The sequence below is a fragment of the Mycobacterium sp. E796 genome (assembly GCF_001672815.1).
In the GTDB taxonomy this organism is placed as follows: domain Bacteria; phylum Actinomycetota; class Actinomycetes; order Mycobacteriales; family Mycobacteriaceae; genus Mycobacterium.
The window spans coordinates 18,432-44,458 of the sequence record NZ_LZKK01000336.1 but is presented as its reverse complement, the minus strand read 5'-3'; the positions used below and the strand labels follow the sequence as shown (position 1 = coordinate 44,458).

Sequence of the window (26,027 nt, the reverse complement as noted above, 5' to 3'; positions counted from 1 at the left end):
TCACACCGTGACGAGCCGACCGAGGTTGCCGCCCATGATCTTGGCCTGGTCGTCGACCGACAGGTGCGACAGCGCGTTGACGTAGTACGTCGGCTCCGCCAGCCCCTCCGGGTGCGGCCAGTCCGAGCCGTACAGCACCTGATCCACGCCGACGAGGTTGATCAGGTCGTCGATGCCGTCCTCGAAGAACGGGCTCACGTGGATCCGGTTCTTGACCACCTCGACCGGGTCGCTCGGGAACGCCTCCGGGGCCTTACGGAAGACCTCGGCCAGGCCGTCCAGCAGCGGGGTCATCCACTTCGAACCGGCCTCAACGATGGCGACCTTCAGCTTCGGGTGGCGGTACAGCGCGCCGTGAATCACCCACGAGCCCACCGCGTCCTGGATCGGGCGCCACTCGTTGAGGATGCCCATCGCATTGGTCTGGAACGGCAACATCTCTTGTTCGGCGCCGTCCCATTCGGAGGTGTAGCGGGAGTAGCCGCTGTCGCTGGAGTGCATGCCGACCAGCACGTCGTGCTCGACGACCCGCTCCCAGAACGGGTCAAACTCGGGCAGCGCGAACGACCGGGGGCCACGGAAGCCGGGGACCGGGGCCGGGCGGATCAGGATGCAGCGGGCCCCGCGCTTGACCGCCCACTCCAGTTCCTCGATCGCCTTCTCCACGATTGGCAGGGTGATGACCGGGGTGGTGAAGATCCGGTTCTGGTAGTTGAAGCCCCAGACCTCGTCGAGCCACTCGTTCAGCGCGTGGATCAGAACGTGGATGGCGACCGGGTCGTCGCGCAGCCTCTCCTCGAGCAGGCTGGCCAGGGTCGGGAACATCAGGGTGCGGTCCAACCCCAGCTCGTTCATCTTCTCCAGGCGCGGGCCGGGCTCGAAGAACGCCGGGATCGCGCGCATCGGCTCGCCGAAGAGCTCGCGCTTGCTCTTGCCGTCCGGGTTGCCGTACTTGAAGTACTCCTCCCAGGCGCCCGGCCGGGCGACGACCTCGAAGGTCGGGTTGGGAATGTAGTTGCTGATGTGGCCGCGGATGGCGATCTTGGTGCGCCCATTGATCTGCACGTACTGGACGTAGTCCTTGTAGGCCTTGGGCAGGAACTTGGTCAGCGCCTCCGGCGGCTCGTAGAGATGGTTATCCGCGTCAAAGATCGGAAACGGGACGTCCTCCCGATGTGACAACTGGCCCATGAGATCCTCCTTCGCAATTTGCGAGAATACTATTCTCTATAGGCGCCGGTTCGCAACGTGCCCCCTCCTCGGGCGCTCGGTCCTGCGCGGTCAGCAGTTGGCGATGATCTTGAACGAGGCGGAAGCCGGTTCGTTCGGCTTGTCGGTCTTGAAGCCGTTGGCCGTGCCCGTGATCGTGAATTTCTCGCCGCTCAAGCTCATGTCGGCGTTACCGCCGTCGTCCTTCGAATACATGCCGGTGAAGCCACCCAGATTTTGGATGCGCACGGATTGGGCGGTGAGCGGCTCCACTCGTTGGTCGATGACGACCTTGGCCCCGGCGAAGTCGCCGCCGATGTCGATCGTGCGGTACCACTCCAACTGGCTGCACTTGACGACGTTGATCTTCGCGTCGTTTCCGTTGACGGTCACCGACGCGGTGCTGGAGAGTTGCGTTTGCGCCTTGGGACTGCAGGCGCCGAGGCCGGCGACGGCAAGCGCGGCGGCGGCGACGACCACCATTCGGTTAGCCACTGGGCCACCTCGATCCTGGGTGACGAGCTTCGGGACCTGCTGCGATGATGTTATTCTCCCCGAAAGAGAATGCCAATATCGGCTTTTCGGCTGTCCTTAATTGGAGCGGTGACCCATGGTGGACCTGGAGTACAGCCCCGATCTTGATGACGGGCTCGCGGTGCTCACCATCGATCGCCCCCACGCCCGCAACGCCATCGCGCCCGACACCATGGCGCAGCTGGAGAAGGCGATCGATGCCGCGGCGGGCGCGCGGACCCTGGTCATCAAGGGCGCCGGCGACCGGGCGTTCGTCTCGGGGGGCGACCTCAAGGAGCTGAGCGCCCTGCGGACGGAAGAAGACGCCGCGGCGATGGCGAAACGGATGCGGTCCATCTGCGATCAGCTCGCCGCATTCCCCGCCCCGGTCGTCGCCGCCCTCAACGGCCACGCCTTCGGGGGTGGCGCCGAAGTCGCGGTGGCAGCGGACATCCGAGTGGCCGCCGACGACATCAAGATCGCCTTCAACCAGGTGGCGTTGGAGATCATGCCGGCCTGGGGCGGCGCAGAGAGACTGGCCGCGATCGTCGGCAAGAGCAAGGCGTTGCTGTTGGCGGGCACCGGAACCGTCCTCGACGCCGCCGAGGCGGAGCGGATCGGCTTGGTGGATCTGGTGTTTCCGCGGGCTTCCTTCGACGAGGGCTGGCGATCGATCGCCACGTCGCTGGCCCGCCACCCGGCGGCCGAGATAAAGCGCGTAATCAGCGGCGTTTCCCCGGACGAAGCGATAGCATCCTTTGCACGGCTGTGGGTTGCCGACGCCCACTGGCAGGCCGCAGAGCGGGTGATGAACCGCACCGCCAGTCCGCGCCCGGCAGCCGAAGGAGCGACATGATCAGCACCGCGAAGAGACTGTTGGGCGTCGGCTCGGCGATGTTGCTGGCGCTGACGGGCCTGCTGGCGGGCCCCGGACGGGCGCACGCCGACCCGGTCTGGCATCAGGTCGTGTACATCGTCTCGGCCAAGAGTCCGGCCTACGTCGACATCTTCTACCAGGATCAGGATCCCACGCTCTTCTCCGACTACAGCCACAACAACTACGCGTTCACCCCGCAGGTCCACGCCGACGTCGCGCCGGGTAAGCCGTGGGTCCAGCCGGTGAACCTGTTGAACCCCGATCAGTGGGCGATGGTCACCGCCACCACCGGTCGTGAACCCTTGGCGCAGGGCGGGATTCAGTGCGACCTGTCGGTGGACGGCAAGGTCGTGGTCTCCAACATCGGCCCCAAGGGCGCGCTCTGTTCGCTGCGGACCTGGTGAACCATCCAGCTTTGCGGCACGCCCTCGATGGGCTGCGGCTCGCCTTCCAGGCGGCGCAGGTAACTTTCGACCAGCTCTAAAGTTTCGGCGTGGCCGCCGGAAATACCGACCGCCTGCTCGAGCACCAAGAACCGCGACAGGCTGGTCATCAGGACCGTCCACACGACCGGCGGCACGTCCCCACCGTCCCACTCGCCATCCGCGCCGTAGCGCTGCAGCGCGGCGGCCACCGCCTGGCGCTGTTCCTCGCGGAAACGCTCGGCGTAGTAGGCGATTTCGGCTCGCATCTCCTTGCGGTGATTGGCCAGCGCCATGAATTCCATTGAGATGCGGGTGAATGCGGGATCGGTGCCGAATCGCCACAGCGCCCACAACGGCTGAGGGCAGTCCAGGGCGCGAGCTTGCACCTGAAGACCCTCCTCGGCGCGGCGGCGAAAGACCTCGAGGAACAACTCGTCCATGGTCCGGAAGTAGTAGTGCACCAGCTGTGGCTTCAAACCCGCTTTGCTCGCCAGACGGCGCGACGTCACCGCGGCGTAGCCTTCGTCGACCATCAGCCGCTCGGCCGCGTCGAGCAGCAGGGCGCGGTTCTTCGCGTCCGGCGCCCCGATTCTGCGGGCCGAAGTCAAATCCCTGCTCCGTATTTCTGCGTTGGTGCCGACCCCACGGATCGTAGCGCGGCACCGCGTTGCGGCCTTGACCCTGACAATACCGCCATGCTAAGCAGGTGCTCAGCACATTTTTGGCTTTCGGAATTGGGCGGCGGTGCCGCTTGCCGCCGAACCTCACCGGTAGACCAGCCCAGGGAGACGCAGTCCTATGACCACCTTCGACACGATCGACTTCTTCACCGATCAATCTCTGGTGCCCGATCCGCACCCCTACTTCGACTACCTGCGCAGCCAAAACCCGGTGCTGCGGCTGCCGCACCACGGGGTCGTCGCCGTCACCGGCTACGAGGAGGCCTGCGAGGTCTACAAGGATCCCGACACGTTCTCGAACATCGTCGCGCTCGGCGGGCCGTTCCCGCCGCTGCCGTTCCAGCCCGAGGGCGACGACATCAGCCCCCAGATCGACCAGCACCGCAGTTACTTCCCGATGTTCGAGCACATGGTGACGATGGATCCACCGGAACACACCCGGGCGCGCTCGGTGCTGAGCAAGCTGCTGACCCCGAGCCGACTGAAGCAGAACGAGGAGTTCATGTGGCGCCTCGCCGACCGTCAGCTCGACGAGTTTCTGACCAACGGCGAGTGCGAGTTCATCAGCGAGTACTCAAAGCCGTTCGCCACGTTGGTGATTGCCGACTTGCTCGGCGTTCCCGAGGAGGACCACAAGGAGTTCCGCGTCGTGTTGGGCGCCGACCGCCCCGAGTCGCGGGTGGGCGCCCTGGATCACCAGTCGGTCGGCATCAACCCGCTGGAGTGGCTCGACGACAAGTTCTGCAACTACATCGAGGACCGGCGGCGCGAGCCCCGCAACGACGTGCTGACGTCGCTTGCGTCGGCGAAGTACCCCGACGGGTCCACACCCGAGGTCATCGAGGTAGTGCGTTCCGCCACATTCCTTTTCGCCGCCGGACAGGAGACCACGGCCAAGCTGCTCAGCGCCGCGCTGCAGGTGATCGGCGAGCGGCCCGACATCCAGCAGCAGCTGCGCGACGACCGCAGCCTCATTCCCGGGTTCATCGAGGAATCGCTGCGGATGGACAGCCCCGTCAAGAGCGACTCGCGGCTGGCCCGCAGGGCAGCCACGGTCGGCGGCGTCGACATCCCCGCCGGCACCGTCGTGATGGTGTTGCCCGGGGCGGCCAACCGCGACCCACGCCGGTTTGACAACCCGCACGAGTTCGACCTGCGCCGCAAAAATGTCCGCGAGCACATGGCTTTCGCGCGCGGCGTGCACTCGTGTCCGGGCGGACCGCTCGCCCGGGTGGAGGGTCGGGTCTCCATCGAGCGCATCCTGGACCGGATGAGCGACATCACGATCAACGAGGCCAAGCACGGCTCCGCCGACGATCGTCGCTATACCTATGAGCCGACGTACATCCTGCGCGGGCTCAGGGAACTCCACCTCACCTTCACGCCGAACGGGTAAGGGCGGTCCCGCCCAACCGCCGAGCAGTCGCAAAAGCCCCCATACCGCAACAAGATTGGGGGCTCTTGCGACTGCTCGCCCAATCAGGGTTGCGATGCGGTCTCGATCTGCTCGAAGATCCCGGAGAACTCGAACGGGGTTTGCGCAATTCCACTGCCGTCGACGGCGTCCACCGCGCCCAACGTGCCCGTGAGGTCGCGGGGCAGTTCCCACATCGACAGCTCGCCGATGTCGTGCTGCTGGGCAAAGGTGGTCAGCTGTTGCGCGTCGGCGAGGCCGAAGATCTCGCTTGGGTCGTCGTTGATTCCGATCAACGGCGTCACCCCGAGCATGTGCCAGGCCTGCTGGCTGGTCAGCGACGGGTAGAGGGTCATCAACTGGGTATGGGTGGCCGTCGCGGCATCGATCGCGTACGCGCCCATCCCGGGGTTGCCGGTCTGGTCGAAACCGTTGCCGTAGTCCATGGCCATGATGTTCACGCGGGAGACGTTCACACCGTTGGTCGCGGCGATCTGCAGGACGTTCAGCCCGCCCCCCTGCCCCTCGACCAGGCCCGTGGGCAGCACCGGCAGTGTGTACGAGACGGTCACGGGCGTGCCGTTGGCCGCCTCCTGCTGCTGCAGGATGGCGATGGCCTTCGACTGGGTGTTCATCGCTTGAGTGTTGCCCTGCAACGCACCCTCGACGTCGAAGTCGAGGTTGTAGATCTTGTAGGTGTTCACAATCGATGCGTACTGCTGCGCCAGCGCGGTGGGGGTCTGGCCGTTGACGGCAGAGAGATCGGTGCCGAACGCGCCGCCGAACGAGATGGTCCCGTTGATGCCGTTGGCTTTCATGTTGGCGATTTGGTTGTCGATGAAAGCGCTTTGGGTGCCGCCCGTTACGTCGTACGCCGAATAGCCGCCCCAAGAGGGGTTGCCGTTCGGGTCGACGTTGATGAAGGCGAGCGTGGCGTTTTTGACTCCGTTGTGGGCGGCGGTCGCGAAGTCGTATCCGCTGGGGCCGGGCCAGAGCGTGATGTCGACGTAGGGCGAGTAGATGCCCGACCCGGTGCCCCCGGTGCCGGGACCGCCGGTGCCGCCGCCGAGGCTGGTCCCGTCGTGGCCCTTGCCGCCGTCGGCGCCCGGATGGCCGGACATCGCCGAACCTTGGCCGCCCGCACCGCCTGCGCCGCCGATGCCGCCGACGGCACCGTCACCGCCGTCACCGCCGTTACCGCCGGCGCCGCCATCGCCGGCAAACAGGCCTCCGTGGCCGCCCGCGCCGCCCGTTCCCCCGTTGCCGCCGTTCACACCTGGTGAGCCGGCGGCACCGGCCGTGCCCGGGCCTCCGGCGCCGCCCCGGCCGCCGTTGCCGAACAGGCCGGCGTCACCGCCTCGGCCGCCGGGTTTTCCCGCGGCGCCGGACCCGCCGTTGCCGCCGTTGCCGGCCAGCAGCCCGCCGGGTCCGCCGGGCTGCCCGGTTCCCGGCGCCCCGTCGGTCCCGTTGCCGATCAGCGGGCGACCCAGCATCGCGTTCGTGGGCGCGTTGATCAGACCCAGCACGTCACCCTCCAGGGCCTGCAACGGCGAGGCGTTGGCCGCCTCCGCGGCCGCGTACGCAGTCCCCGCGTCGTTCAACGCCTGCACGAACCGCTGGTTGAAGGCCGCCGCCCGGGAGTTCAACGACTGATAGGCCCGGCCGTAGCCGGAGAACAGCGACGCGATCGCGGCCGACACCTCGTCGGCGGCGGCGGGCGGCACCGCGGTGGTTCCGGCGGCCGCGAGCGCATGGGCCGCGGTCAGTGTCGAACCGATGCCCGCCAGCTCCGTGGCGGCCGCGACCACCGTCGCCGGTGCGGCAATGAGAAACGTCATGGCGCCACCCGCTCGTCGGTGTACTACGAGATCTGGCCGATGCTATTGAGCGTGGATGAAACGCCAAAGGCGCCGCCAGACAACCGTTATTCAACCGTTATGCAAGGCGTATATCTGCATGACACTACGCGCGTTCGCGTCAAGCGGGTTGACAGCCACGTTCGAATTATCAGGCGAGCGTCCTGCCGATGAAATAGCAGCCGAGCAGTGCGACGGCCATGAGCACTACCCAGGCGTCGGTGAGTCGGCACAGGAGGGCTGGGGCCTGACGCACCTCCATGAACTCCCGAAAAATGATGCGCACCTTGACGAGTGCGATCACGATGACGGTCGACGTGACCACCGCGCTGGCCCTCAGCGTTCCGTCGAGCGAGTGATCGATCCATAGGTAGGCGAGCGTCAACGACGCAAGCACCAGCCAGACGACCAGCAGCCTCTTGTTGAATTTGATGTTCGATCACCTCACCACGTAGAGCAGCGCGAAGATGAGCACCCACAGGAAGTCGACGGTGTGCCAATATGTGGCGCAGGTTTCGATTATCTCCTGGGATCGCCTCGCCGTACTTCGGAGTTGGTAGACGATGACGCCGAGCACGACGAAGCCGATCAGCAGGTGCACGAAGTGGATTCCGGTGAGGAAGAAGTAGTAGGTGAAGAAGTCGTTGCTGTCCAACCCATTTCCCATTCGGACCAACCGGGCCCACTCGAATACCTTGAGAGACAGGAACACTGCGGCGAACCCGGCAGTGATGAAGGCGTCCCGCAGCGCCGCGCGGTAGGCGCCGGCCCGGGACGACTGGACGCACCGCGCCACCGACCACGAGCTCAGCAGCAGGACCAGCGTGTTGAACACCCCGATACGCAGGTCCAGCTGTGCCTGGGAGTGCAGGAAGAGCTCGGGGCTTCGGGCGCGATAAAACAGGTAGAAGCCGAAATAGCCTGTGAAAACCAAGGTCTCGAACAAAACGAAGGCCCACATGTCGGGCTGGCCGGGCACGAACCTGGTGCGCTTTTCTGTCGGCGCGGTCATTGCGACGCCTTCGCGCGGTCTGGCAACGGGCCGTCGCCGAAGTCCTCGCGTTGGATCATCCGCCTGAGCAGAAAGATGAAGACTCCCGTATATAGGCCAAACACGACCACGTCCAGCCACCAGGCAATCTGGCCGTTCCATGCCAGGACGCCGCGTCGGAAGATCCACGCTGGCGACACCACGACCTCGGTGAGCGCGTTGCACAGGTTCAGGTAGCCGAACCACTTAGGGAAAACCCGGTTCCTGTCGATCAGAATCGCAAGCATCCACACGAGCGAACCGATCATGAACACACCCATAGTTCCCGTGAACGACAGGAAAGCAAAGTCGTAGATCCAGACGATTAATTCCGGATTTCGATCCCGCCGGAGGGCTCCCGCCGTCAGCGCTACACACAGCAGCAGCATCCCGGGCACCGCGCTGAGTGAATACAACACTAGGTAGACGTAGCCAAAGGCACGGCTGACCGACATGCGGCGCATCGAGTAGGCAATTAAGGCGTTGATGATCGCGGTCATTCCAGTGATCAGGAAGACGATGGCGAAGCCAACCAGTAGCCCAAAGTGGTTGCCGTGGAACCACCTCACGACCCGCTGGGTGTCCCAGGCGGGGCTTGGCGGAGGCTGGGTGTGCGTGATCACAAAGAAGACCACACCGTAGAGGCCGTAGAAGACGACTAATGTCCACCACGCCAACCACAGCTCACGCTTGGGGTTGTGTCGGAAATGCCAGGCGATGCGGTGAGGCAAAGGACCCACGGGCGGCCGCCGCGGCTCATCCCGCGGCGACACCGTCGGCGTCATCGCCGACCTCATGCAGTGACCCGGCTTGGATCACGCCACCGTTCGTCACCGCGTTCGCGACGAATCGCTTGGGCCAGAACGACACCCGTCACGACGATCCATACCGCGACGGCGGTGTTCTTCAACCAGAACGACAGCGTCCCGTTCCATGCCAGGGGACCCGACAACGCCAGGCCGACAAACGCCGCCGGCACGAACGCGGCCGCCACGAGAAGGTTGAAATGCGCCACCCAGCGCGGAAACACCGGGCGTGATGGGTCGTCGAAATAGATTGCGACGGCAAGGATCACACTTTGGGCGATCAGATAGGGCACCTCGGTGGTGAAGGCGACCCACGCCAGATCGTTGAACATCTGAGTCAGCTCCGGATTTCGCTCCGGCCTGAAGGCGGCCACCAGCCAGCAGATGTTCGCGATGAGGAATAGGGTGGGGCCGCCTGCCACGCACCCGAGCAACGCGTACGAGAAGATGGGCGTGCGGTGGGCCATCCTGCGGACTTGCATCACGAGCAAGATCAGAATCGGGATGAGGCCCACACCAAACCAGTTGAACACGATCATGCTGTAGCGGATCTGCGGCAGGTGCGCGGGATCGCGATAGAACGCGGCCACCTGCTCGGCCGACATGCTGGGTGACATCGGCGGATTGAACCCCGGAAACAGGAAAAAGCACGCGATCCAGATGATCACCGTCGCCGGCAACGTCCACAGCAGGATCAGCTCGCCGTCGGTACGCCGCAACGCGGTTCGCGACGAGTGGCGGCCCGGAGCGTTGTTCTCGCCGACGTCGGACATCGCCTGACTCCTTCGCTGTGACGGCATGCATCAATACCCCGTTAGTCAGCGAAACTAGCCGATCGGCTATCCTCGGGTCAATAGCCGATCGGCTACGCTTCCGGTGTGGTTTCCCCGCAGACAAGGAGCCGGTTCCGTTTCATCACGCGCAGCGCCGCGCAGACCCGCATCCTCGATGCCGCGCTGCAGTTGATCGCCGAGCACGGTGTCGGCGGCACCTCGCTGCAGATGATCGCCGACACCATCGGGGTCACGAAAGCCGCCGTCTACCACCAGTTCAAGACGAAGGAGCAGATCGTCATCGCGTTGACCGAGCGGGAACTCGGCGGCCTCGAGGAGGCCTTGGAGGCGGCCGAGGCGCACGATCACCGGTCCACCGCGCGGGAGCTGCTGCTGGACCGGGTGATCGACGTCGCCGTCGAACGTCGCGGCGCCGCAAGCACCCTGCAATTCGACCCCGTCGTCGTGCGACTGCTGGGCGAACACGAACCCTTCCAGCAATTCATCCAGCGGCTCTACGGCGTGCTGCTGGACGACCCGGCCGAGGACGCGCGGGTGTCGGCGGCAGTGCTGTCGGGCGCGATTGCGGTCGGGGTCGTGTCGCCTCTGGTGGCCGATATCGACGACGACACCCTGCGCGCCCAGCTGGGGCGCATCACCCGCCGGCTGATCGACGCGGCCGACTGATCGCGGCACTTCCACGGAATTTTTTGGTCCGGTTCGGCGGTCGCTCGGGTACGGTTCTCCCATGAGCAAAGTCGCGCGTGTCGCCGCCGCGGCGATCATGGTCAGCGCCGGCTTGGGCACCGCGACGGTCGCTCACGCCGACAACCCGCCGTGGCCGTTCGTGGGCTATCACTGGTGCCCGGGCCAAATGTTCGATCCGTCATGGGGACCGCAATGGGACCCGACTACGTGCCACGACGCGCACCATCGCGACATGGACGGCACGGTCCACAACTTCGACTACTGGGGACCCAGTCCCTTCCAAGATTGGCCGGAGATCCCGAACACCCGGCCGTGAGTCGAGCCGAATCGGCCTAAGTGTCGCCGCGCTCCCAAATCTGTGTTCCGTCATGCGCATTGCAGACGAGGAACAGGCCGTCCGGCGCCTGCGCGACGTAGTACTCCGGGAAATCGACGCAAGACGAGCCCTCGACCTTGACGCCGGCCATCGGGGGCGACCGGAACCAACGGGGCTCGTACCTCCGGGGCGAGCCGCAGAACATCAGTCGTCCCGGCTGCGTGGCGAAAGACACGTAATAGTCGGCGGTCCCGAATACGTAGTACGTGGTGTTGTCGCACGGCGCACCGAGCACCTGGTGCGGCATGATGCCCGGCGTGCAATCCGGGTAATCGCAATTAACCGGCGCTGCGGTGGCCTGCGGCGCCACGGCGACACCCAGGCCCTGCGAGAGGCCTAAGAGCACGGCGACCGCTGCCACTGTGAATCGCACGGGATTACTTTAAATTACTTCGCCCACCGGTGGGAATAGAATTCTCTCACTCGGAGAAGACTTGCGTCTAAAGCCGCTGTCTCCGTCCGCCGGCCCGCCCGCGTGGCAGTGATAATGTGGCTCTCCTGTAGGCGCGACGAGGAGGTGATCCAGTGCCTCGGCGCAAGCTTCCCGCTGGGGCGACCGTCGCCGAAAATCGACGAATTGGGCCCCCATCCACGCCACCCTCAACCTCGGCTCCGGAGGTTGCGGTGGCCGCGGAAGTCGCCGAGGCGGACGCCCGCGCCGCCGCCGCTCGGGCCCGTGCCGCACGGTTGCGCGAACAGCTCGAGGCGGCGTCCGGCGACCTCGACAACCGGGCCCACACCAAGGGGATCGAAACGGCGCCGTCGCGATGGCGGCGGCTGCGTCCCCGTCGCCCGAGCCGCAGGGGCTTGGCGGCGATCGCGGCGGTTTTGGTCAGCTGCGCCTCGCTGGCGGGCAGTGGATACCTGGTGTGGCATCACCGCGGCGTCGAGCAGGAAAAGCATCGCAGTTCCGAGTTCGCCGCGGCCGCCCGCAACGCCATCGTGACGATGATGACGATCGATCCGACCAAGGCGAGGGAAGATCTGCAACGTTTCGCCGATGACACAACCGGGACGTTCAAAATCAGCATCTTGATGGGCGGCGAGGATGCCGTGAAGGCGGTGGAGGAGTCCAAAGTCGTCTCCAAGGGCTCGGTACAAGCGGCCGCCGTGCAGTCCATGACCCAGGATTCAGCGATTGTGCTGATCGCGGCGAAATCGGAGATCACCAAACCCGGTGAGACTAAGCCGGAATCGCGCCAGCTGCGGATCGTCGTCACCGTCCAACGCGATGCCGGGCAGCTCAAGATTTCCAGACTCGAGTTCGTCCGGTGACGGTCGACAGCGCTGCGCACGAGGAGTCGGCCGAGGAGCGGGCGCCGGCCCGCCGCAACGGCGCGCTCGGGCGCTGGACGCGTCGTTGCCTGGCGCGGTGGCGGTCAATCCTGTTGACGCTTCTGCTTATTGCCGCCCTCGGCAACGCGGCCCGGATTTTTTACTTCGATTACCGTCCGGATTTGCAGACCGACCGCGCGGCGGCGCACCAGGTCATCAGGGCGGCCAGTGACGGTGCGGTGGCGTTGCTGTCCTACTCGCCGGAAACGCTTGATCGCGATTTCGCCAACGCGAAATCCCGGCTCACCGAGGACTATCTGGCCTACTACCAACGATTTGCCGACCAGGTCGTGGGGCCGTCGGCGCAGCGCGGCCAAGTCACGACGACCGCCACCGTGGTCAAGGCCGCGGTGTCGGAACTGCACCCGAATTCGGCTGTGGTGCTTGTCTTCATAAGGCAGAAGACCACCAGCAAGGCGAAGCCGGAACCTGTCTTGACGTCGAGCAGCCTGAAGGTGGAGATGGCAAAGGTCAATGGGTCGTGGCTCATCGATAAATTCGATGTCCTTGAACGCCCCACCTAAACCATTCCGCGACATGCGGAGGCGGTGTTAGTCTGTGAATTCGATTCGCTTGGAATTGGCGGTATTTAACGCCTCAAGGAGCATACGATGCGTCCGATGAATATGGCGATAAGCGCAACCGTGGTAGCCGTCGGCGTGGCGGGCGGCGTGGGCGTGGCCCCGTCGGCATGGGCCTACGACCCCTCCATCAACGGGACGTACACCGCCACCGTGGTCGGCGACTGGGCCCGGACCAACGAAATTTTCCACCAGGAGGCGGTGGTGCGAAGCACGTGGACCATCACGACTTCGTGCTCCACTGCCTACCGGTGCGACGGCACGGTCGTCAGCGACCAGGGGTGGACCGCACCGATATTCATGAACGAAGGGAAAACCTGGTTCGTCAAACGCGACATTCCCAATTGGACAACGTGTCCCGACGGCACCTCATACGTCGGCCACGACGTCATCCATTTCTATCCCGCCAACCCGGAGACCGGCGAGAACGTGCTTGGGTCGCCGGTCCTTGCGGGACGGGAACAGACGTCCGGCCCCAGCGGCGCCTGCGGCACCAACAAGCCGCTGTACATCGACCAGCCGTTCCGGCTGGACAAAATCAGCTGATCTCGTTCACCTGTCAATGGCCCGGCGCGGGCATCAGGTGGCGAACATGTCCTTCCACGTTTTCGGCGCCTTGGGCGACGTGGGCTTGACCAGATCCGATTGCCGGTAAACCTGGCCGTCCGGGGTCACATAGCCGCCGGTGCGAGGGTTGTACTGGGCGATCGCCACCGATGGACCGATCTGAGACTCGTTGTGGCCGAACGCACTTGGCGCTGCCGAAGGCCCCGCGGGCGGCCCCGCCGGCGGCGCGCTCGCCGCTGCGGGCGCCGCCGCGGCCGAGGGAGCGGGAACGTCTATCGGCGCAATCGGTGACACCTCCCCCATCTGCGCCAGCGGGCTGAGCGGCGCCGCGGGCGGCGGCAACGCCGATGGCGGCGGCGTTCCCCGCGGAACCGCGCCCGGCGGCAGCGGCGTTCCCTCGACCGGCCCGAAGATTCTGTCTCGGTACCAGTTCATCCGGTCGTCGGGCGGGATGCCCTGTGCGATCAGATTCGGGTCCAGCGGGTAAGTGCCGAAGACGTGCTGTCTCATCGCCAACGGCTCGAAAGGCTTGTCGCTCTCGCAGATTTCGACGGTGGGCGCGCGCTTCCCGGGCTGTCCCATGCAGGGATAGTTTCGGGCGCCGCGCACCGCGATCGGCGAATCCTGTGGCAGTTTGCAGTACAGCCCGTCCGGCGTGTCGATGGTGCGGGTGTCGGCGGCGGAACGCCATTGACTGGGCGGCAGGAAGCCGACCGTGCATGCGGGCGGGTCACTGACGATGAGATTGAAGGCGCCCGTGGCCAATCCCGTCGGCGACTTCGTGCCGACGAACGACTGAATCGCCGCGGTGAACGGCGGCAGCAAGACCAGGAGCTGTTCGATTGACGCGTGATAGGTCACGCCAATCTGGCCGATTGTGGTCAGGTTCGCGAGCAGCACAGGCAACGTCGGTTTGATCTGGTCGAGCAGCCGGGACGCCTCGTTGAGGGCTCCAGGCCCCCGTTGCAGCAGGGTGCGAAATTGTGGGTCGTCCTTGGCCAGCTGACCACTGAACCCGGCGAGGCTGCGCGCCCACGTCCGGATCGAATCCGCGGTCTGCGCTTGCGCATCCAGGAAGGGCCCGGTGTCTTCGGTCAGGTTCCGGGTTTGGTCGGCGACGCCGTTGAGGTCACCCGAGAGCCGTGACGAACTGTCGAACAGCGATCCGAAGTCGTAACCGGAGCCGTTGAATGCCTGGTACGACTCGTCGAGCAATTGACCGAGCTTGCCCTTGGGGATGCTGTTGATCAACTTGCTGGATTGGTCGAGCACGGGACCGATCGGCTGCGGGATCGTCGCGTCGTTCATCGCGATGACCGAGCCGTCGTGGAGGTAGGGCGGCGAGTCGTTGCGGGGTCGCAGATCGACGTAATACTCGCCAACCGCGGAGATGCTCAGCACCTCCGCCTTCAGGTCCGCCGGGATCTTGGGCGAAGTATCAAGGGAAAGAGTGGCTTTCGCACCGTCGGGGGTCAGCCCCACGGCGGTCACCTTGCCGATCTGCACCCCGCGGTAGGTCACGTTGCTGAAGCGGTACAGGCCGCCGGTGGCGGGCAGTTTCAGCGTGACCGTCATCTTGCCGATGCCGAGCAGGGTCGGCGCCTGGACGTACCACAACGCCATGATCACCACACCGGCGATCCCGACGATCGTGAAGATCGCCAACTGGATTCGGACAAACCGGGTCAGCATCTACGAGCCCCCGTCCGTCTGGCTGGTCGTCGGCGTCGCGCCGGGCACCGGGGCGCCCTGGTCGGCCGGCGGCACGGCCCCAGCCGGCGGCGGTCCGGGCAGCGTCGCTGTCGGCGACTTCTGCGCATCCGGGCCGAGCCACGTCAGGCCCGCGATCAAGGGCGACACCGGCGGCGGTGGCGGGGGCGCGGACGGTGGTGCGTCTGCCGACTGCTGGTTCACCGGCCCCGGCGCCGCGGACGGCGGCGGCCCCGGCAGCGGCCGTCCCCAGGGTGGCGGTGGCCCGAACGGTGCCGGTTCCCCTCTTGGGCCGGGCTTGCTCAGCGCCCCGGGCGCCCCAGGCGGTGCCCCGTAACGGAATTGAAGGTATTCGGGGTCCGCGGGCCCGGGCACGGCCTCGGCGCCGATCCTTTCCCAGTGGGTACCGCGGAGGATGCCCTTGCGGAGCCCGGCGTTCGTCAAATCAATGATGAAATACCCGTTGAGATAGTCGCCCCGGATGTAGCGGTCGATGATGCCCTGCGTCCACGGGAACGTCGGCGCGTACGCGAGGGCGGCGTCCAAATCCGGGCCGATGTCGGCGAGCGCACCGAGTGCCGGCGCCAGATTCGTCAAGTTCTTCACCAAGTCGTCGCCCGCGTCGTTGACGAGCCGGGTCGCGGTGTTGCTGAATGTCCCGAGCTTGTTCAGCGCGGTCGTGATGCGGGGGCGCTCCTTGATCAGCACGTCCAGTGCGGGCGGAATCTTGTACAGCGCCTGGGTGATCACGTCGCGTTGGGCGGCGAACGTGCCGGCGAGGCGATTGAGGGCGCGGATCGACGCGACGAGGTTGTCGCGCTGCTGGTCGAGGGTTCCCACGAACCGGTCGAGGCGCTCGAGCAGATCGCGAACGGCGCCTTCGTTTCCGGACAGCGCAGCGTTGAAGTTGTGGATGATGTCCCCGAACTGACCCAGCCCCCCGGCGTTGAGGATGACCGACAGCGACGACAGTGTCTGTTCGGTCGACGGATAGGTGGACGACCGGTTCAGCGGGATCGTGGCGCCCGGCTGCAGCCGGCCGACGCCCTGCTGGCCCAGCGGCGGATTCAGCGCCAAATGCATGGAACCCAGCAGGCTGGTCTGGCCGACGCTGGCAACCGCGTTGGCGGGGATCACCGTGCCGGGCCGCACCGAGATTTCGACGTCGGCGTGCCATCCCCGCACCGTCATCTTGCTGATGCTGCCGACGATGACGTCGTCGATCATCACCGGCGAATTCGGTTCCATCGTAACGACGTTGGCGAGTTCCACGTGGTACGTGGTCGCGCCCGGACCTCGTCCCACCGCGCCCGGCAGCGGCAGCGAGTTCAGGCCGTTGAACGCGCAGCCGCTCACGGCGAGCATGACGCAGCAGGCGATGCCGAGCACGCGCCTAATCGCGATCCGGGCGGTCACGGTTGCCCCCCTTCACCCGGGAGCAGCATGTCCTGAACGTTCGCCGGGGCGGCCGGCGGCGGCGACGCCGGCGGGGGTGGTGGTGGTGGGACGGGCGGCGGTTCCGTCGGCGGGGGCTGCGGCATCGCGGCGCCGGGGATCCGGCCCAGCGGCACCGAACCCGGCGGCCCAACCGGGTCGCCCGGTAGCCCGGTGTACGCGGACACGGCCGGCGGCAGCAAGGGCGGGCCGGGACGGGGTCCCTCCCCGCCGGGCTTCAGCCGGTCCTCGCTGTAGATAACGTTTTGCGGGGCAAACGAGGGAGCCAGGATCGGGTTGACCGGAATCGGGAGGTAGTTGAAGTTGACGAGGAAGTTCGGGTTGAACACCTTCAGCGCCGGGCTCAGATACAAGCCGCACAGCTTGCCCGTCTCGACGGCGGTGACGTTCTCGATGGCCCCGATGCCCGCGCACCAGGCGAACGTCGGGTTGGAAAAGTTCTGCAGGCCGACGCCGCCGCGGATGTTGCCGGAGTCCGGGTCGTAGGCGTTGTAGGCGTTTGCGAGCGCGGTCGGCGAGATGTGCAGCACGTTTTTCAACGCCATCTGGTGGTCGACGAGGATCTGCGTCAGGTCGGCCAACCGCGAAATCTGTTCGGAGGTCTGGTCACGAGTGCCGGCGATGAACCGCTGTACTTCGCCGACCGCACTCGCCAGGTCCGTGAGCGCCGCGTCCAAATCCGACCTGTTGTCGTCGAGCACGCTGGTCAATGTGGCCAGCCGGTTGTCGAACTGCACGATCTGGACGTTGCTTTCGCGCAGGGCCCCGATGAAGGCCTGCAGGTTCTTGATGATGTCGACGAGGTTGCCGCTGCCTTCGGCGAACACCCGGGCGACGCCGGACAGTTGAGCCAGCGTCTGGTGCAGCTTCTCGCCGTTGCCGTCGCCCAGCGCGTCGGCGGCGCTGTCGATGAACCGCGCCACCGACGGGGTGGACACCTTGCTGTTGGGGCCCAATTCCGTTGCGAGACGCATCAATTGCTCTTTGACCTGATCCCATTCGACGGGCACCGCGGTCCGTTCGATCGGTATCACCGCGCCGTCGCGCATGGTGGGACCACTCGACCGGTAGGCCGGCGTGAGCTGCACGTAGCGCGCCGCCACCAGGTTTTGCGCGACGATCACCGCCTTCGCGTCCGCCGGAATGGGCACGTTGCGATCGACGTGCATCACCAGCTTCGCCCGCGTCCCCTGCGGCTGAATGGACGAGATGGTGCCGACCTTCATGCCGGACACGCGCACGTCGTCGCCGGGATAGATCGCGGTGGCCGTGGGGAAATAGGCGGTGATCGTCGTCGGGCGAAAGAAGGTGTTACGGATGGCGATCGCCGCGCCGACCACGAGCAGACCCGCCAGCACGATCGCCAGCCCCACCTTGAGCTTGTTGCGCGGAATCGCCCCGAGCCCCGTCATGGCCGTCCTCCCGGGTCCTGGTTGAACGGCCACGGGAAGAACGCGCGCGGCCCGGCGGTGTCCGGCGGTTGGCCGGGCGCGCCGTAAGCGCGGAACCCGAAGGCGTAGTCGAACAGCCACTGGAAGAATTCCAGCTGGAAAAGGTTCGGGATGAACGGGTTGTAGTAATAACCGCTCGAGACGGTCTCCCCCTGCGTCAGTTCGTATTTCGCCAATCCGGGAAGCGCTTGGGCGAGGTTGTCGCGATTCTTTTCCAGCATCGCCGTCACGGAGTTCAGCTTCTCCAGCGTCGGCGCCAGCTTCGCCTCGTTGTCGTGCACCACACCGGAGAGCTGCCGGGCCACCGCGGACGTGCTGGCCAGCAGCCGCACGATCGCCTGGCGCCGCGCCACCAGCATCGACAACAAATCGTTCGCGTTGAGGATCAGCGTGTTGAGCTGCTGGCTGCGTTGCCCGAGCACGCCGGTGACGTCGGCGGCCCCCTTGAGCAGCTGCCCGAGGGTCTGGTTGCGGGCGTTGAGGGTCTGGGAGAGCCGGCTGACCCCGTCGAACGCGGGACCCAGTTGCGGCGCAACCTGATTCAGGGTCGCCGACAGCGTGTCCAGGGACTGGTTGAGCGACTCGGTGTTGGTTCCCTGCAGGTCGGTCGTCAGGTCGTTGACGGCCTCGGACAGCGAGTACGGCGAGGAGGTGCGCGACACCGGGATGACGGCCATCGGATGCAAATTGCCGGTGCCCGCGGAGTCGACCGTGAGCACCCGCTGACCCAACAGCGAACCGGTTTTGATGTGTGCGGTACTGGCCGAGCCGAGCAGGATGTTCCCCTTGGCCGTGAACGTCACCAGCACGTCACCGTGTTGCAGCTCCATGCCGGTCACGCTGCCGACCTTGATCCCCGAGATCGTCACGTCGTTGCCCAGCGCGAGGCCCCCGGCGTCGGCGAACAGCGCCTGGTAACGGACCGTGGTGGCCCGCTGCACCAGCTGGTCGGGGTTCAGTCCGACCGCGATGACCAGCGCGATGAGGACGGCGCCGATGAATCCGGCTTTGATGAGGCCCGCTCCGCGGTACTTATTCATCGGGGTCCTTCGGTTCCGCGCACCGCCCGGTGGTTTGGTGTTTGATGCCCACTTCCACCGTCCGGTACTGCAAGTCGGACACCCGCAGCGCCAGCCCGCACAGGTAATAGGGGAACCAGGCGCCGTACGACCCGAGCCTGAGCAGTTTGCGGTAGTTGTGCGGCAACTTGTGCAGCGAGGTGTCGAGGAGGTTCTTGTCCTGGTCCAGCAGCGGCGCCAGCCGATTCGCCTGGTCCACCGTGGCGGCCAACGGCGGGCGGGCGCGGGTGAGCAGATCCGCGATCGAGGCGGTCCCGTTGTCCAGGGCGGTTATCGCGGTCCCGATGGTGTCGCGGTCCTGGTCGAATCCACTGACCAATTTCTCGAGGCGGTCGATGGCGCCGGAGAACTTGGTGCCGTCCTTGTCGACGGTGGCCACCACGGTGTTGAGGTTGTCGATCAGCTCCTGCACCGTCTGGTTGTTGTCGGCCAACGTGTTCGAGAACGACGACGTCTTCGACAGCAGGGACTGCAGGGTTCCGCCCTCGCCCTGGAACACCTGAATGAGCGCCGCGCTCAGCGCGTTGACGTCTTGCGGGTTGAGGCCCTGGGTAACGGGTTTCAGGCCGCCCAGCAGTAGATCGATGTCGAGGGCGGGTGCCGTGCGATCGAGCGGGATCTGCGACCCGGCCGGCAGCACCTTGGTGGATCCCGGGCCGTCCGTCAGCTCGAGGTAGCGATCACCGACCAGGTTCAGGTAGCGCACCACCGCGCGGGTGCCGGTGGTCAGCACGACGCTGCGGTCGGCGTCGAACTTCACCTCGACCTTCTTGTCGGCGCGCAGCTTGACGCTGTTGACCGTGCCCACCCGGATGCCGGCGACGCGCACGGTCTCTCCGGTCTTCAGCCGCGACACGTCGGTGAAGAGTGCCGAATACCCGTTCGTCGAACCGGTGGTGTACTGCCCGAAGATGAAGAACAAGAACACGGTCAGCACGATCATCACGGCGGCGAACGCCCCGAACTTGATGATCATCCCGCGCGAGCCGGTCATCCGGGCATCCCGATCTGCATGGTGTTGCGCGGCGGACCATCGATCGGCCCGTACAGCAGCTGCTTGAGCGCATCGGAGTTGAGCAGCAATTGCTGGTTGCCGTACGCCGAGGGATTGGAGCCGTTGTCGGTCACCAGGAACGGCGGCGCAACGTCGAAGGGCACCACCGGAAGGTTTAGACACTGCGGCCCACCGGTCGCCGCCACCTTGGGCAGGTTGGACGGGTAGCGGTAACGCTCCGCGCCGAGGCCGATGACGACGGTGACCTTGACCATCGGCTCGGGCAGGTCCGGCGCGTGCAGGTTGCCCAGTGACCCGGCGATGCCGCAGTACAGCGCCTGGTGGTACTGGTTGAGCAGATCGGTGGTCGGAACCAGCAGGTGCAGGTCGTCCGTCAGCGCTTGCCGGTTGCCGCCCACCACGTCATTGCCCATGTCCGCCAAGCCAATCGAGCTGATCAGGAAGGCGTCCAGATTTTGTTGCTCGTCGACGATCGTCTTGCTGATTCGGACCGCGTTATCGGCGGTGGCGAGCAGGTCCTGCGCCGAGTCGCCATAGGCGTTGCTCACCACGGGCAGGGCTTCGAGGTCGTGGCTCAGTGCGGGCAGGCTTGGTTCCTGGGTGGCCAGGAACGAGTCCAGATCGTGCAGCATCTGGCCGATCTTGTGGCCGCGGCCGTTGACCGCGGATGCGATCGCGCCGAGGGTCTCGTTGAGTTTGGCGGGATCGATCGTCGACAGCAGTGACGTGAGTTGTTGGAAAACCGTGTTGATTTCGACGGTGACGTGCTTGCCCTCCAGCACCTGGCCCGCGCGCAGCGACTGTGGCGACGGCTCGGCTGGCGGTACCAGCTCGATGAACTTCGCGCCGAACACCGTGGTGGACGCGATGTCGACGAGCACATTGGCCGGGATGAAGTGCATCTGCGACGGTTGCATCGCCAGGTGCAAAACGGCTTCGCCGTTGGGCCGCACGTCGATTGAGTCGACCTTGCCCACCTCGACGCCGCGCATCTTCACCTTGGCGTCCGGATTCATCACCAGACCGGCGCGCGGTGAGACGACGGTGACGGGCACGCTCGTGGTGAAGGAGCCCCGGAATAGGCCTACCGCGACGGCGAAGACCAGGCCGATGAGGACGATGGTCGCCAGGCCGGCCAGGGGCCGCGCGTACGACTGTGCGCCGAAGTGCCGCCCGGGTGATGCCGCGACGGGCCGTGCGGCACTGGTGGTTTCGGACCGGTGAATGGGGCCCGGCCCGAGGTCACGCGTCACTGTCCTTTCACCACCTTTCCTAGCCCGACAGGTTGAAGTTGCCGTTGGTGCCGTAGATGGACAGCGAGACGAGCAGCGTCACCGACACGACGACGATCAACGAGGTTCGCACCGCGTTGCCGGTCGCGACACCGACACCGGCCGGTCCGCCCGAAGCAAAGTAGCCGAAGTAGGTGTGAATCAACAAGATCGTGATCGCCATCAGGACGGCCTGCAAGAACGACCACAGCAAGTCGATCGGATTGAGGAACGTCGAGAAGTAGTGCTGATACAGCCCGCCCGATTGGCCGAACAGGACCACCGTGGTGAATTGGCTGGCGAAAAACGACAAGATGACGGCAATGGAATACAGCGGCGTGATCGCCATCATCCCGGCCGCGATCCTGGTGGACACCAGATACGAAACCGGCCGAATGGCCATGGATTCCAACGCATCGATCTCTTCGTTGATCCGCATGGCACCCAGCTGCGCGGTCACGCCGGCGCCGAAGGTGGCCGCCAGACCGATCCCGGCGACGATCGGCGCCGCGATGCGCACGTTGATGAAGGCCGCCAAGAACCCGGTCAGCGCCTCGATACCGATGTTGCCCAGCGAGCTATACCCTTGCACGGCCAGCGTGCCGCCCGCGGCCAGCGTCAAGAAGCCGACGATCACCAGCGTGCCGCCGATCATGGCCAAAGTTCCGGCGCCCATGCTGATTTCGGCGATCAGGCGGATGACCTCGCGCCGGTAGTGGCGGACCGCGAAGGGTACCCCGGCAAGCGCCTTGCCGTAGAACAGCGTGTGATCGCCGATCCGGCTCAGGGTGCCGACCGGCTTTTCGAGCTGGCGCGCCAAGCGCGGATACGTAGCTCTCAGCGTCATCACGGTTCGCCCCTACACCTCCTCAGTGACCCTTGGCCGACATGCGGATACCGATAGCCGTGACAACCACATTCACGACGAACAGCGACATGAACGCGTACACCACCGTCTCGTTGACGGCATTACCGACCGCCTTGGCGCCGCCGCCGGACACCGTCAATCCCCGGTAGCACGCGACCAGGCCGGCGATCAGGCCGAAAAGCGCTGCCTTGACGCAGGAAATGACCACCTCGGGCACGCCGGTCAGCAGGGTGATGCCGGCGGCGAACGCCCCGGGATTGACGTCCTGGACGAACACCGAGAAGACGTAGCCGCCCACGATGCCGATGATGACCACCAAGCTGTTCAGCAGCAGCGCCACCAAACCCGCGGCCAGCATGCGGGGGGTCACCAGGCGCTGAACGGGGTTGATGCCCAGCACTTCCATCGCGTCGATCTCTTCGCGGATCGTTCTCGATCCCAGATCGGCGCACATCGCCGTGGAACCGGCGCCGGCCACGATCAACACGGTCACGAGCGGGCCGACCTGGGTCACCGCACCGAAGGCCGCACCCGCGCCGGAAAGGTCCGCGGCGCCCAGTTCGCGCAGCAGGATGTTGAGCGTGAAGCTGACCAGCACGGTGAAGGGAATAGCGACCAGCAGGGTGGGAGCGAGCGCTACCCGCGCGACGAACCACGACTGCTCCAAGAACTCGCGCCATTGGAAGGGCCGGCGGAACACGAACTTGATCGCGTCGGCCGACATCGCGAACAGGCCACCGACGGCTTCCATGGGCTTGGAGCCGCGGCCGAGCGATATGCCCCCGGTCCATCGCTCCGGGCCCGCACGCTTAATCGCCATCGGCCTCAGTTCCTTCCGACATTTTCGAGACCGATGGTCTTGTTCGGCTGAACGGAAAGCTGTAGATTTGGCTGGACCGACGGCCACAGACGCGTGCTGGAACAGTCGAAATGCGTAGCGGGCAGCCACATTCCGGCATTCGCCTCCGGCGTCGCTGCCACTACCATCCTCACGCCACTCCTCCGTTCTGTCGCGTGAGTTGGCGCTTCAAAACGAGGGGCCTCGTGTCTTGAAGCGTCCGGCGATTATGACTCATGCGGTGTCCAGGTGGAATGGAAAACTCAAAACCGTTATCGGACAGCTCATCGGACGAAAAGCGGCGTTCGGCTCACACATTTCTCACAGCTCCGGTCCCTGTAGCACTCACGTGACCGCGCCGGCCGTCTTGAGCTCGATGATGCGGTCCCAATCGAGTCCGATTTCCATCAGGATTTCGTCGGTCTGTTCGGCGAATCCGGGCGCCGGGCCGGTGTGCGGCGCCGCGACATCGAACTGGACCGGGTTGGCGACGAGATCGAGTTCGCCTGCGCGAACCAGGTAGTCGTTGGCACGGATTTGGGCGTCGTCGACCGCCTGCAGCGTGTCCTGCACGGGTGCCCACGGCCCGGCGAGCGTGGCAAAGCGCTCGCTCCACTCGGCAAGCGTGCGGGTTGCGATCACCTTGGTCAAGATCTCGACGGCTTCCGGTGTATTCGCGGCGATTTTTTCGACGGTCGCGAAGCGCGGATCGTCGGCCAGCTCCGGCAGCTCGACGTGCCGGCAAACGTCGGCCCAGAACTTGGTGGGCTGCATCATCACGAAGGAGATGTAGCGTCCGTCGGACGTGGTGTACAGCCCCACCAACGGGTTGTTGGGCGCACCATGCACCCCGGGCGGCGGCGTTTCCAGCCGCTGGCCGAGATGCTTGGTCAACGCGACCGTGTGTCCCATCGCCCAGAAGCCACTGCCCAGCAACGACACATCGACGACCGACGGCTCGCCGGTGCGCTCGCGCTTGAGCAACGCGGCCGCGATGCCGCCGGCGAGGTTGGTGCCGGAGATGGTGTCGCCGTAGGCCGGTCCGGGGGGCGCGATCATGCCGGGCATGCCCGCCGGCGTGATGGTCGCGGCGGTTCCGGCCCGGCACCAGAACGCGGTCATGTCGTAGCCGCCCTTTTCTGACTCGGGGCCGCGCGGACCGAGCGCGCTCCCGCGGGCGTAGACGATCTTCGGGTTGACCGTACGAATGTCCTCGACGTCGATGCCGAACTTCTTCCGGTGAGCGGGAAGAAAACTGGTCAAGAACACATCGGACCGGCGGGCCAACTCGTAGAGCACCTCTTTGCCCTCGGGCACGGACATGTCGAGCCCGATGCTGCGCTTGCCGCGGTTGGCGTGTTCGATGTTGGGGTTCGGGTCGCCCTCGACGCGCAACATGCCGGTCTGCCGCAGCCCGCGTTGCGGGTCGCCCGTCACGGCGTGCTCGACCTTGACCACGTCGGCGCCCCACTCGGCGAGCACGGCGCCCGCCGACGGGACGAACCCGTACATGGCGACCTCCAGGACGCGGATGCCATCCAGCGGCCTCATGCGGGCGCCCCCGCCACGGGAACCGCAAAAGTCTTGCCTTCCAAGAACTCCTCCAGCCCGGCGACGCCCATCTCGCGGCCGACGCCGGATTGCTTGAAGCCCCCGAACGGGCTGTCGGCGGCAAAGTAGTTGCCGCCGTTGATCGAGAACGATCCGGTACGGATCCGACGGGCCACCGCGAGGGCGCGGTCCTGGTCGCGGCTGAAAACCGCGCCGGCCAACCCATAGATCGAGTTGTTGGCGATCCGCACCGCGTCGTCGTCGTCGTCGAACGCGATGACCACGAGCACCGGGCCGAAGACCTCGTCCTGCGCGATCTCGCTGTCCGGGTCGACGTTGGTGAGCAGCGTGGGCGCATAGAAGTAGCCGGGATCCAACCGCTTGCCGCCGGTGACCAGGGTCGCGCCGCCGGCGACGGCCCGCTGGACCATGCCGTCGACCTTGTCGCGCTGGCGCTCGTTGATGAGCGGCCCCATGAGCGTCTTCGGATCGGCCGGGTCGCCGTGGCGCACCTTGGCGAAGTTCTGCGCGATCAACTCGACGATCTCGTCATGGTGCGACCTGGGCACCAACAGTCGGGACGTGAGCGCGCAGCCCTGCCCGGCGTGCGTGACCATGCTGAACGCCGCAAACATGCTCGCGCTGGCGAAGTCGGCGTCGTCGAGCATGATCACGGCCGACTTGCCACCCAGCTCCAGGAAGACCCGTTTGACGGTGTCGCTCGCGGCGGCCATGATCTTGCGCCCGACGGCCGTCGACCCGGTAAAGGTGACGACGTCGACGTCGGGGCTGGTGGTCAGCGCGACCCCGACGGCCGCGTCCGATGAGGTGAGGACGTTCACCACGCCGGGCGGGATGTCGGTGTGGTTGGCGATCAACTCGCCGAGCGCCAGCGTGACCAGCGGCGTGTCCGGGGCGCCTTTGAGCACCACGGTGCATCCGGCGGCCAGCGCCGGGGCCAGCTTGGCCAGCGCGAGCTGGTTCGGATAGTTGTAGGCGATGATGGCGGCCACCACCCCCGCGGCTTCCTTCTCCACCCAGCGGTGGTGTCGCATGCCCCGCGATTCGATCTCGCCCAGATCCTCGGAGAACTGATAGGTGCGCAGCAGGTCGGCGTAGAAGCGCACGATCTTGATCGGGTCGTCGAGCTGAGCTCCCTGCGTGAGCGCCCGCGTCGCGCCGACTTCGGCGATCGTCAGCTCACGCAGCTCCTCGGCGTGCTCGACCAGCGCCGTGTGCAACTGGTCGAGGCAGCGGATCCGCAGCTCCACGTTGGTCGACCAGTCGGTCGTGTCGAAGGCGCGCCGGGCCGCCGCGATCGCCGCTTGGGCCTGCTCGGGGCCGGCGTCCGGAGCGTGCCCGATGACCGCACCGGTGGCGGGGTTGATCGAGGGGAACGTCTTGTCGGCGGTGACGAGCCGGCCGTCAATCAGCAGTCGGCGATCGACCTGTGACTCGGGCGCGGCATCCGCGATCGTCTTCGCGGTGTTCTCTGCCGTGTCCTGCACTGGCATCCCCTACTCCCTCATGTGGTGACGGTCACGAAAATTTCATTCTCTTCCCCGGCGAATCTTACATTCGGGTCTCGATAATTCAAGAAAGTCTCAGGAATGGGACCGGGCCGTTGACCAGCGGCGTT

General features: G+C 65.9%; 27 protein-coding genes. 8 read left to right on the top strand and 19 right to left on the bottom strand.

Annotated features, from left to right (window positions below):
- The gene (locus A5706_RS27785) at window positions 1-1,191 is read right to left on the bottom strand and encodes an amidohydrolase family protein (RefSeq protein ID WP_068138415.1); all 1,191 of its coding nucleotides are present in this window, start codon (window positions 1,189-1,191) and stop codon (window positions 1-3) included.
- A gap of 90 nt (window positions 1,192-1,281) precedes the next feature.
- Window positions 1,282-1,704, bottom strand: a complete 423-nt coding sequence (locus tag A5706_RS27780) for a lipoprotein LpqH (RefSeq protein WP_068138406.1) — start codon at window positions 1,702-1,704, stop codon at window positions 1,282-1,284.
- A 115-nt stretch (window positions 1,705-1,819) separates the two neighbouring features.
- On the opposite strand from A5706_RS27780, the gene A5706_RS27775 reads away from it, so the two are divergent.
- The gene (locus tag A5706_RS27775; protein ID WP_068138403.1) at window positions 1,820-2,578 is read left to right on the top strand and encodes an enoyl-CoA hydratase/isomerase family protein; all 759 of its coding nucleotides are present in this window, start codon (window positions 1,820-1,822) and stop codon (window positions 2,576-2,578) included.
- Entirely contained in the window at window positions 2,575-3,003 is a 429-nt protein-coding gene (locus tag A5706_RS27770; protein WP_068138400.1) for a hypothetical protein, read from the top strand. The genes A5706_RS27775 and A5706_RS27770 overlap by 4 nt, the downstream gene beginning before the upstream one ends.
- Here A5706_RS27770 and A5706_RS27765 read toward each other — a convergent pair.
- Window positions 2,919-3,632 carry a TetR/AcrR family transcriptional regulator gene (locus A5706_RS27765; protein ID WP_068138397.1) on the bottom strand — a complete coding sequence of 238 codons (714 nt, stop codon included), beginning with the start codon at window positions 3,630-3,632 and terminating at the stop codon, window positions 2,919-2,921. The two genes, A5706_RS27770 and A5706_RS27765, sit on opposite strands and share 85 nt — an antisense overlap.
- A 190-nt stretch (window positions 3,633-3,822) precedes the next feature.
- Between A5706_RS27765 and A5706_RS27760 the strand changes: the two genes are divergently transcribed.
- Window positions 3,823-5,100 carry a cytochrome P450 gene (locus tag A5706_RS27760; RefSeq protein ID WP_068138394.1) on the top strand — a complete coding sequence of 426 codons (1,278 nt, stop codon included), beginning with the start codon at window positions 3,823-3,825 and terminating at the stop codon, window positions 5,098-5,100.
- Between the two features lie 83 nt (window positions 5,101-5,183).
- On the opposite strand, the gene A5706_RS35065 is transcribed toward A5706_RS27760, so the two are convergent.
- From A5706_RS35065 to A5706_RS27735, 5 genes are all read right to left on the bottom strand, one after another.
- A complete protein-coding gene (locus tag A5706_RS35065; protein ID WP_068138391.1) occupies window positions 5,184-6,956 on the bottom strand; it encodes a PE domain-containing protein in 1,773 nt (590 codons plus the stop codon).
- Window positions 6,957-7,125: 169 nt separating this feature from the next.
- Window positions 7,126-7,407, bottom strand: a complete 282-nt coding sequence (locus tag A5706_RS27750) for a cytochrome C oxidase subunit IV family protein (RefSeq protein WP_068138386.1) — start codon at window positions 7,405-7,407, stop codon at window positions 7,126-7,128.
- 6 nt (window positions 7,408-7,413) lie between these two features.
- Window positions 7,414-7,986 carry a cytochrome c oxidase subunit 3 family protein gene (locus A5706_RS27745; RefSeq protein WP_068138384.1) on the bottom strand — a complete coding sequence of 191 codons (573 nt, stop codon included), beginning with the start codon at window positions 7,984-7,986 and terminating at the stop codon, window positions 7,414-7,416.
- Window positions 7,983-8,801: a hypothetical protein gene (locus A5706_RS27740; RefSeq protein ID WP_369831965.1), complete on the bottom strand. Its 819-nt coding sequence runs from the start codon at window positions 8,799-8,801 to the stop codon at window positions 7,983-7,985. The genes A5706_RS27745 and A5706_RS27740 overlap by 4 nt, the downstream gene beginning before the upstream one ends.
- On the bottom strand, window positions 8,798-9,583 hold the full coding sequence (locus tag A5706_RS27735; RefSeq protein ID WP_068138379.1) for a hypothetical protein: 786 nt from the start codon (window positions 9,581-9,583) through the stop codon (window positions 8,798-8,800). Before A5706_RS27735 ends, A5706_RS27740 begins: the two co-directional genes overlap by 4 nt.
- Window positions 9,584-9,688: 105 nt before the next feature.
- Here A5706_RS27735 and A5706_RS27730 point away from each other — a divergent pair, with 105 nt between their 5' ends.
- Both A5706_RS27730 and A5706_RS27725 read left to right on the top strand, forming a co-directional pair.
- Entirely contained in the window at window positions 9,689-10,270 is a 582-nt protein-coding gene (locus A5706_RS27730; RefSeq protein ID WP_068138376.1) for a TetR/AcrR family transcriptional regulator, read from the top strand.
- 61 nt (window positions 10,271-10,331) lie between these two features.
- Window positions 10,332-10,607 carry a hypothetical protein gene (locus A5706_RS27725; RefSeq protein ID WP_068138371.1) on the top strand — a complete coding sequence of 92 codons (276 nt, stop codon included), beginning with the start codon at window positions 10,332-10,334 and terminating at the stop codon, window positions 10,605-10,607.
- Between the two features lie 16 nt (window positions 10,608-10,623).
- Here the strand turns inward: A5706_RS27725 and A5706_RS27720 are convergent, their stop codons facing one another.
- Complete coding sequence (locus A5706_RS27720; RefSeq protein WP_068138367.1) at window positions 10,624-11,040, bottom strand: hypothetical protein; 417 nt, start codon at window positions 11,038-11,040, stop codon at window positions 10,624-10,626.
- 251 nt (window positions 11,041-11,291) lie between these two features.
- On the opposite strand from A5706_RS27720, the gene A5706_RS27715 reads away from it, so the two are divergent.
- The 3 genes from A5706_RS27715 to A5706_RS27705 all read left to right on the top strand — a co-directional run bounded on the left by A5706_RS27715 (window position 11,292) and on the right by A5706_RS27705 (window position 13,129).
- Window positions 11,292-11,942, top strand: coding sequence for a hypothetical protein (locus tag A5706_RS27715; protein ID WP_156767378.1), 651 nt, complete (start codon window positions 11,292-11,294; stop codon window positions 11,940-11,942).
- Window positions 11,939-12,526, top strand: a complete 588-nt coding sequence (locus A5706_RS27710) for a twin-arginine translocation pathway signal (protein ID WP_231985443.1) — start codon at window positions 11,939-11,941, stop codon at window positions 12,524-12,526. Before A5706_RS27715 ends, A5706_RS27710 begins: the two co-directional genes overlap by 4 nt.
- An 87-nt stretch (window positions 12,527-12,613) precedes the next feature.
- The gene (locus A5706_RS27705) at window positions 12,614-13,129 is read left to right on the top strand and encodes a hypothetical protein (protein ID WP_068138364.1); all 516 of its coding nucleotides are present in this window, start codon (window positions 12,614-12,616) and stop codon (window positions 13,127-13,129) included.
- A 33-nt stretch (window positions 13,130-13,162) separates the two neighbouring features.
- On the opposite strand, the gene A5706_RS27700 is transcribed toward A5706_RS27705, so the two are convergent.
- The 10 genes from A5706_RS27700 to A5706_RS27655 form a co-directional block, all read right to left on the bottom strand.
- Window positions 13,163-14,842, bottom strand: coding sequence for an MCE family protein (locus tag A5706_RS27700; RefSeq protein WP_068138359.1), 1,680 nt, complete (start codon window positions 14,840-14,842; stop codon window positions 13,163-13,165).
- Window positions 14,843-16,276 carry an MCE family protein gene (locus tag A5706_RS27695; RefSeq protein WP_231985442.1) on the bottom strand — a complete coding sequence of 478 codons (1,434 nt, stop codon included), beginning with the start codon at window positions 16,274-16,276 and terminating at the stop codon, window positions 14,843-14,845.
- Window positions 16,273-17,727 (bottom strand): MCE family protein, encoded by a 1,455-nt coding sequence (locus tag A5706_RS27690; RefSeq protein WP_068138356.1) that lies wholly within the window; start codon window positions 17,725-17,727, stop codon window positions 16,273-16,275. The genes A5706_RS27695 and A5706_RS27690 overlap by 4 nt, the downstream gene beginning before the upstream one ends.
- Window positions 17,724-18,806, bottom strand: a complete 1,083-nt coding sequence (locus A5706_RS27685; protein ID WP_068138354.1) for an MCE family protein — start codon at window positions 18,804-18,806, stop codon at window positions 17,724-17,726. Before A5706_RS27685 ends, A5706_RS27690 begins: the two co-directional genes overlap by 4 nt.
- Window positions 18,799-19,839: an MCE family protein gene (locus A5706_RS27680; protein ID WP_068138351.1), complete on the bottom strand. Its 1,041-nt coding sequence runs from the start codon at window positions 19,837-19,839 to the stop codon at window positions 18,799-18,801. The genes A5706_RS27685 and A5706_RS27680 overlap by 8 nt, the downstream gene beginning before the upstream one ends.
- Window positions 19,836-21,113 carry an MCE family protein gene (locus A5706_RS27675; protein WP_068138347.1) on the bottom strand — a complete coding sequence of 426 codons (1,278 nt, stop codon included), beginning with the start codon at window positions 21,111-21,113 and terminating at the stop codon, window positions 19,836-19,838. The genes A5706_RS27680 and A5706_RS27675 overlap by 4 nt, the downstream gene beginning before the upstream one ends.
- Window positions 21,114-21,132: 19 nt before the next feature.
- Window positions 21,133-21,978, bottom strand: coding sequence for an ABC transporter permease (locus A5706_RS27670; RefSeq protein WP_068138345.1), 846 nt, complete (start codon window positions 21,976-21,978; stop codon window positions 21,133-21,135).
- Between the two features lie 22 nt (window positions 21,979-22,000).
- Window positions 22,001-22,819, bottom strand: coding sequence for an ABC transporter permease (locus tag A5706_RS27665; protein WP_067011023.1), 819 nt, complete (start codon window positions 22,817-22,819; stop codon window positions 22,001-22,003).
- Window positions 22,820-23,182: 363 nt separating this feature from the next.
- Complete coding sequence (locus A5706_RS27660) at window positions 23,183-24,388, bottom strand: CaiB/BaiF CoA-transferase family protein (RefSeq protein ID WP_068138343.1); 1,206 nt, start codon at window positions 24,386-24,388, stop codon at window positions 23,183-23,185.
- On the bottom strand, window positions 24,385-25,902 hold the full coding sequence (locus A5706_RS27655) for an aldehyde dehydrogenase family protein (RefSeq protein WP_068138341.1): 1,518 nt from the start codon (window positions 25,900-25,902) through the stop codon (window positions 24,385-24,387). The genes A5706_RS27660 and A5706_RS27655 overlap by 4 nt, the downstream gene beginning before the upstream one ends.
- Between the last annotated feature and the right edge of the window lie 125 nt (window positions 25,903-26,027).

Bases quoted from the DNA above. Each gene is read 5' to 3' on its own strand.
- A5706_RS27785 (WP_068138415.1), bottom strand. From the start codon at position 1,191: ATGGGCCAGTTGTCACATCGGGAGGACGTCCCGTTTCCGATCTTTGAC.
- A5706_RS27775 (WP_068138403.1), top strand. From the start codon at position 1,820: ATGGTGGACCTGGAGTACAGCCCCGATCTTGATGACGGGCTCGCGGTG.
- A5706_RS27770 (WP_068138400.1), top strand. From the start codon at position 2,575: ATGATCAGCACCGCGAAGAGACTGTTGGGCGTCGGCTCGGCGATGTTG.
- A5706_RS27760 (WP_068138394.1), top strand. From the start codon at position 3,823: ATGACCACCTTCGACACGATCGACTTCTTCACCGATCAATCTCTGGTG.
- A5706_RS35065 (WP_068138391.1), bottom strand. From the start codon at position 6,956: ATGACGTTTCTCATTGCCGCACCGGCGACGGTGGTCGCGGCCGCCACG.
- A5706_RS27745 (WP_068138384.1), bottom strand. From the start codon at position 7,986: ATGACCGCGCCGACAGAAAAGCGCACCAGGTTCGTGCCCGGCCAGCCC.
- A5706_RS27740 (WP_369831965.1), bottom strand. From the start codon at position 8,801: ATGAGGTCGGCGATGACGCCGACGGTGTCGCCGCGGGATGAGCCGCGG.
- A5706_RS27735 (WP_068138379.1), bottom strand. From the start codon at position 9,583: ATGTCCGACGTCGGCGAGAACAACGCTCCGGGCCGCCACTCGTCGCGA.
- A5706_RS27725 (WP_068138371.1), top strand. From the start codon at position 10,332: ATGAGCAAAGTCGCGCGTGTCGCCGCCGCGGCGATCATGGTCAGCGCC.
- A5706_RS27705 (WP_068138364.1), top strand. From the start codon at position 12,614: ATGCGTCCGATGAATATGGCGATAAGCGCAACCGTGGTAGCCGTCGGC.
- A5706_RS27700 (WP_068138359.1), bottom strand. From the start codon at position 14,842: ATGCTGACCCGGTTTGTCCGAATCCAGTTGGCGATCTTCACGATCGTC.
- A5706_RS27690 (WP_068138356.1), bottom strand. From the start codon at position 17,727: ATGACGGGGCTCGGGGCGATTCCGCGCAACAAGCTCAAGGTGGGGCTG.
- A5706_RS27685 (WP_068138354.1), bottom strand. From the start codon at position 18,806: ATGAATAAGTACCGCGGAGCGGGCCTCATCAAAGCCGGATTCATCGGC.
- A5706_RS27680 (WP_068138351.1), bottom strand. From the start codon at position 19,839: ATGACCGGCTCGCGCGGGATGATCATCAAGTTCGGGGCGTTCGCCGCC.
- A5706_RS27670 (WP_068138345.1), bottom strand. From the start codon at position 21,978: ATGACGCTGAGAGCTACGTATCCGCGCTTGGCGCGCCAGCTCGAAAAG.
- A5706_RS27665 (WP_067011023.1), bottom strand. From the start codon at position 22,819: ATGGCGATTAAGCGTGCGGGCCCGGAGCGATGGACCGGGGGCATATCG.
- A5706_RS27660 (WP_068138343.1), bottom strand. From the start codon at position 24,388: ATGAGGCCGCTGGATGGCATCCGCGTCCTGGAGGTCGCCATGTACGGG.
- A5706_RS27655 (WP_068138341.1), bottom strand. From the start codon at position 25,902: ATGCCAGTGCAGGACACGGCAGAGAACACCGCGAAGACGATCGCGGAT.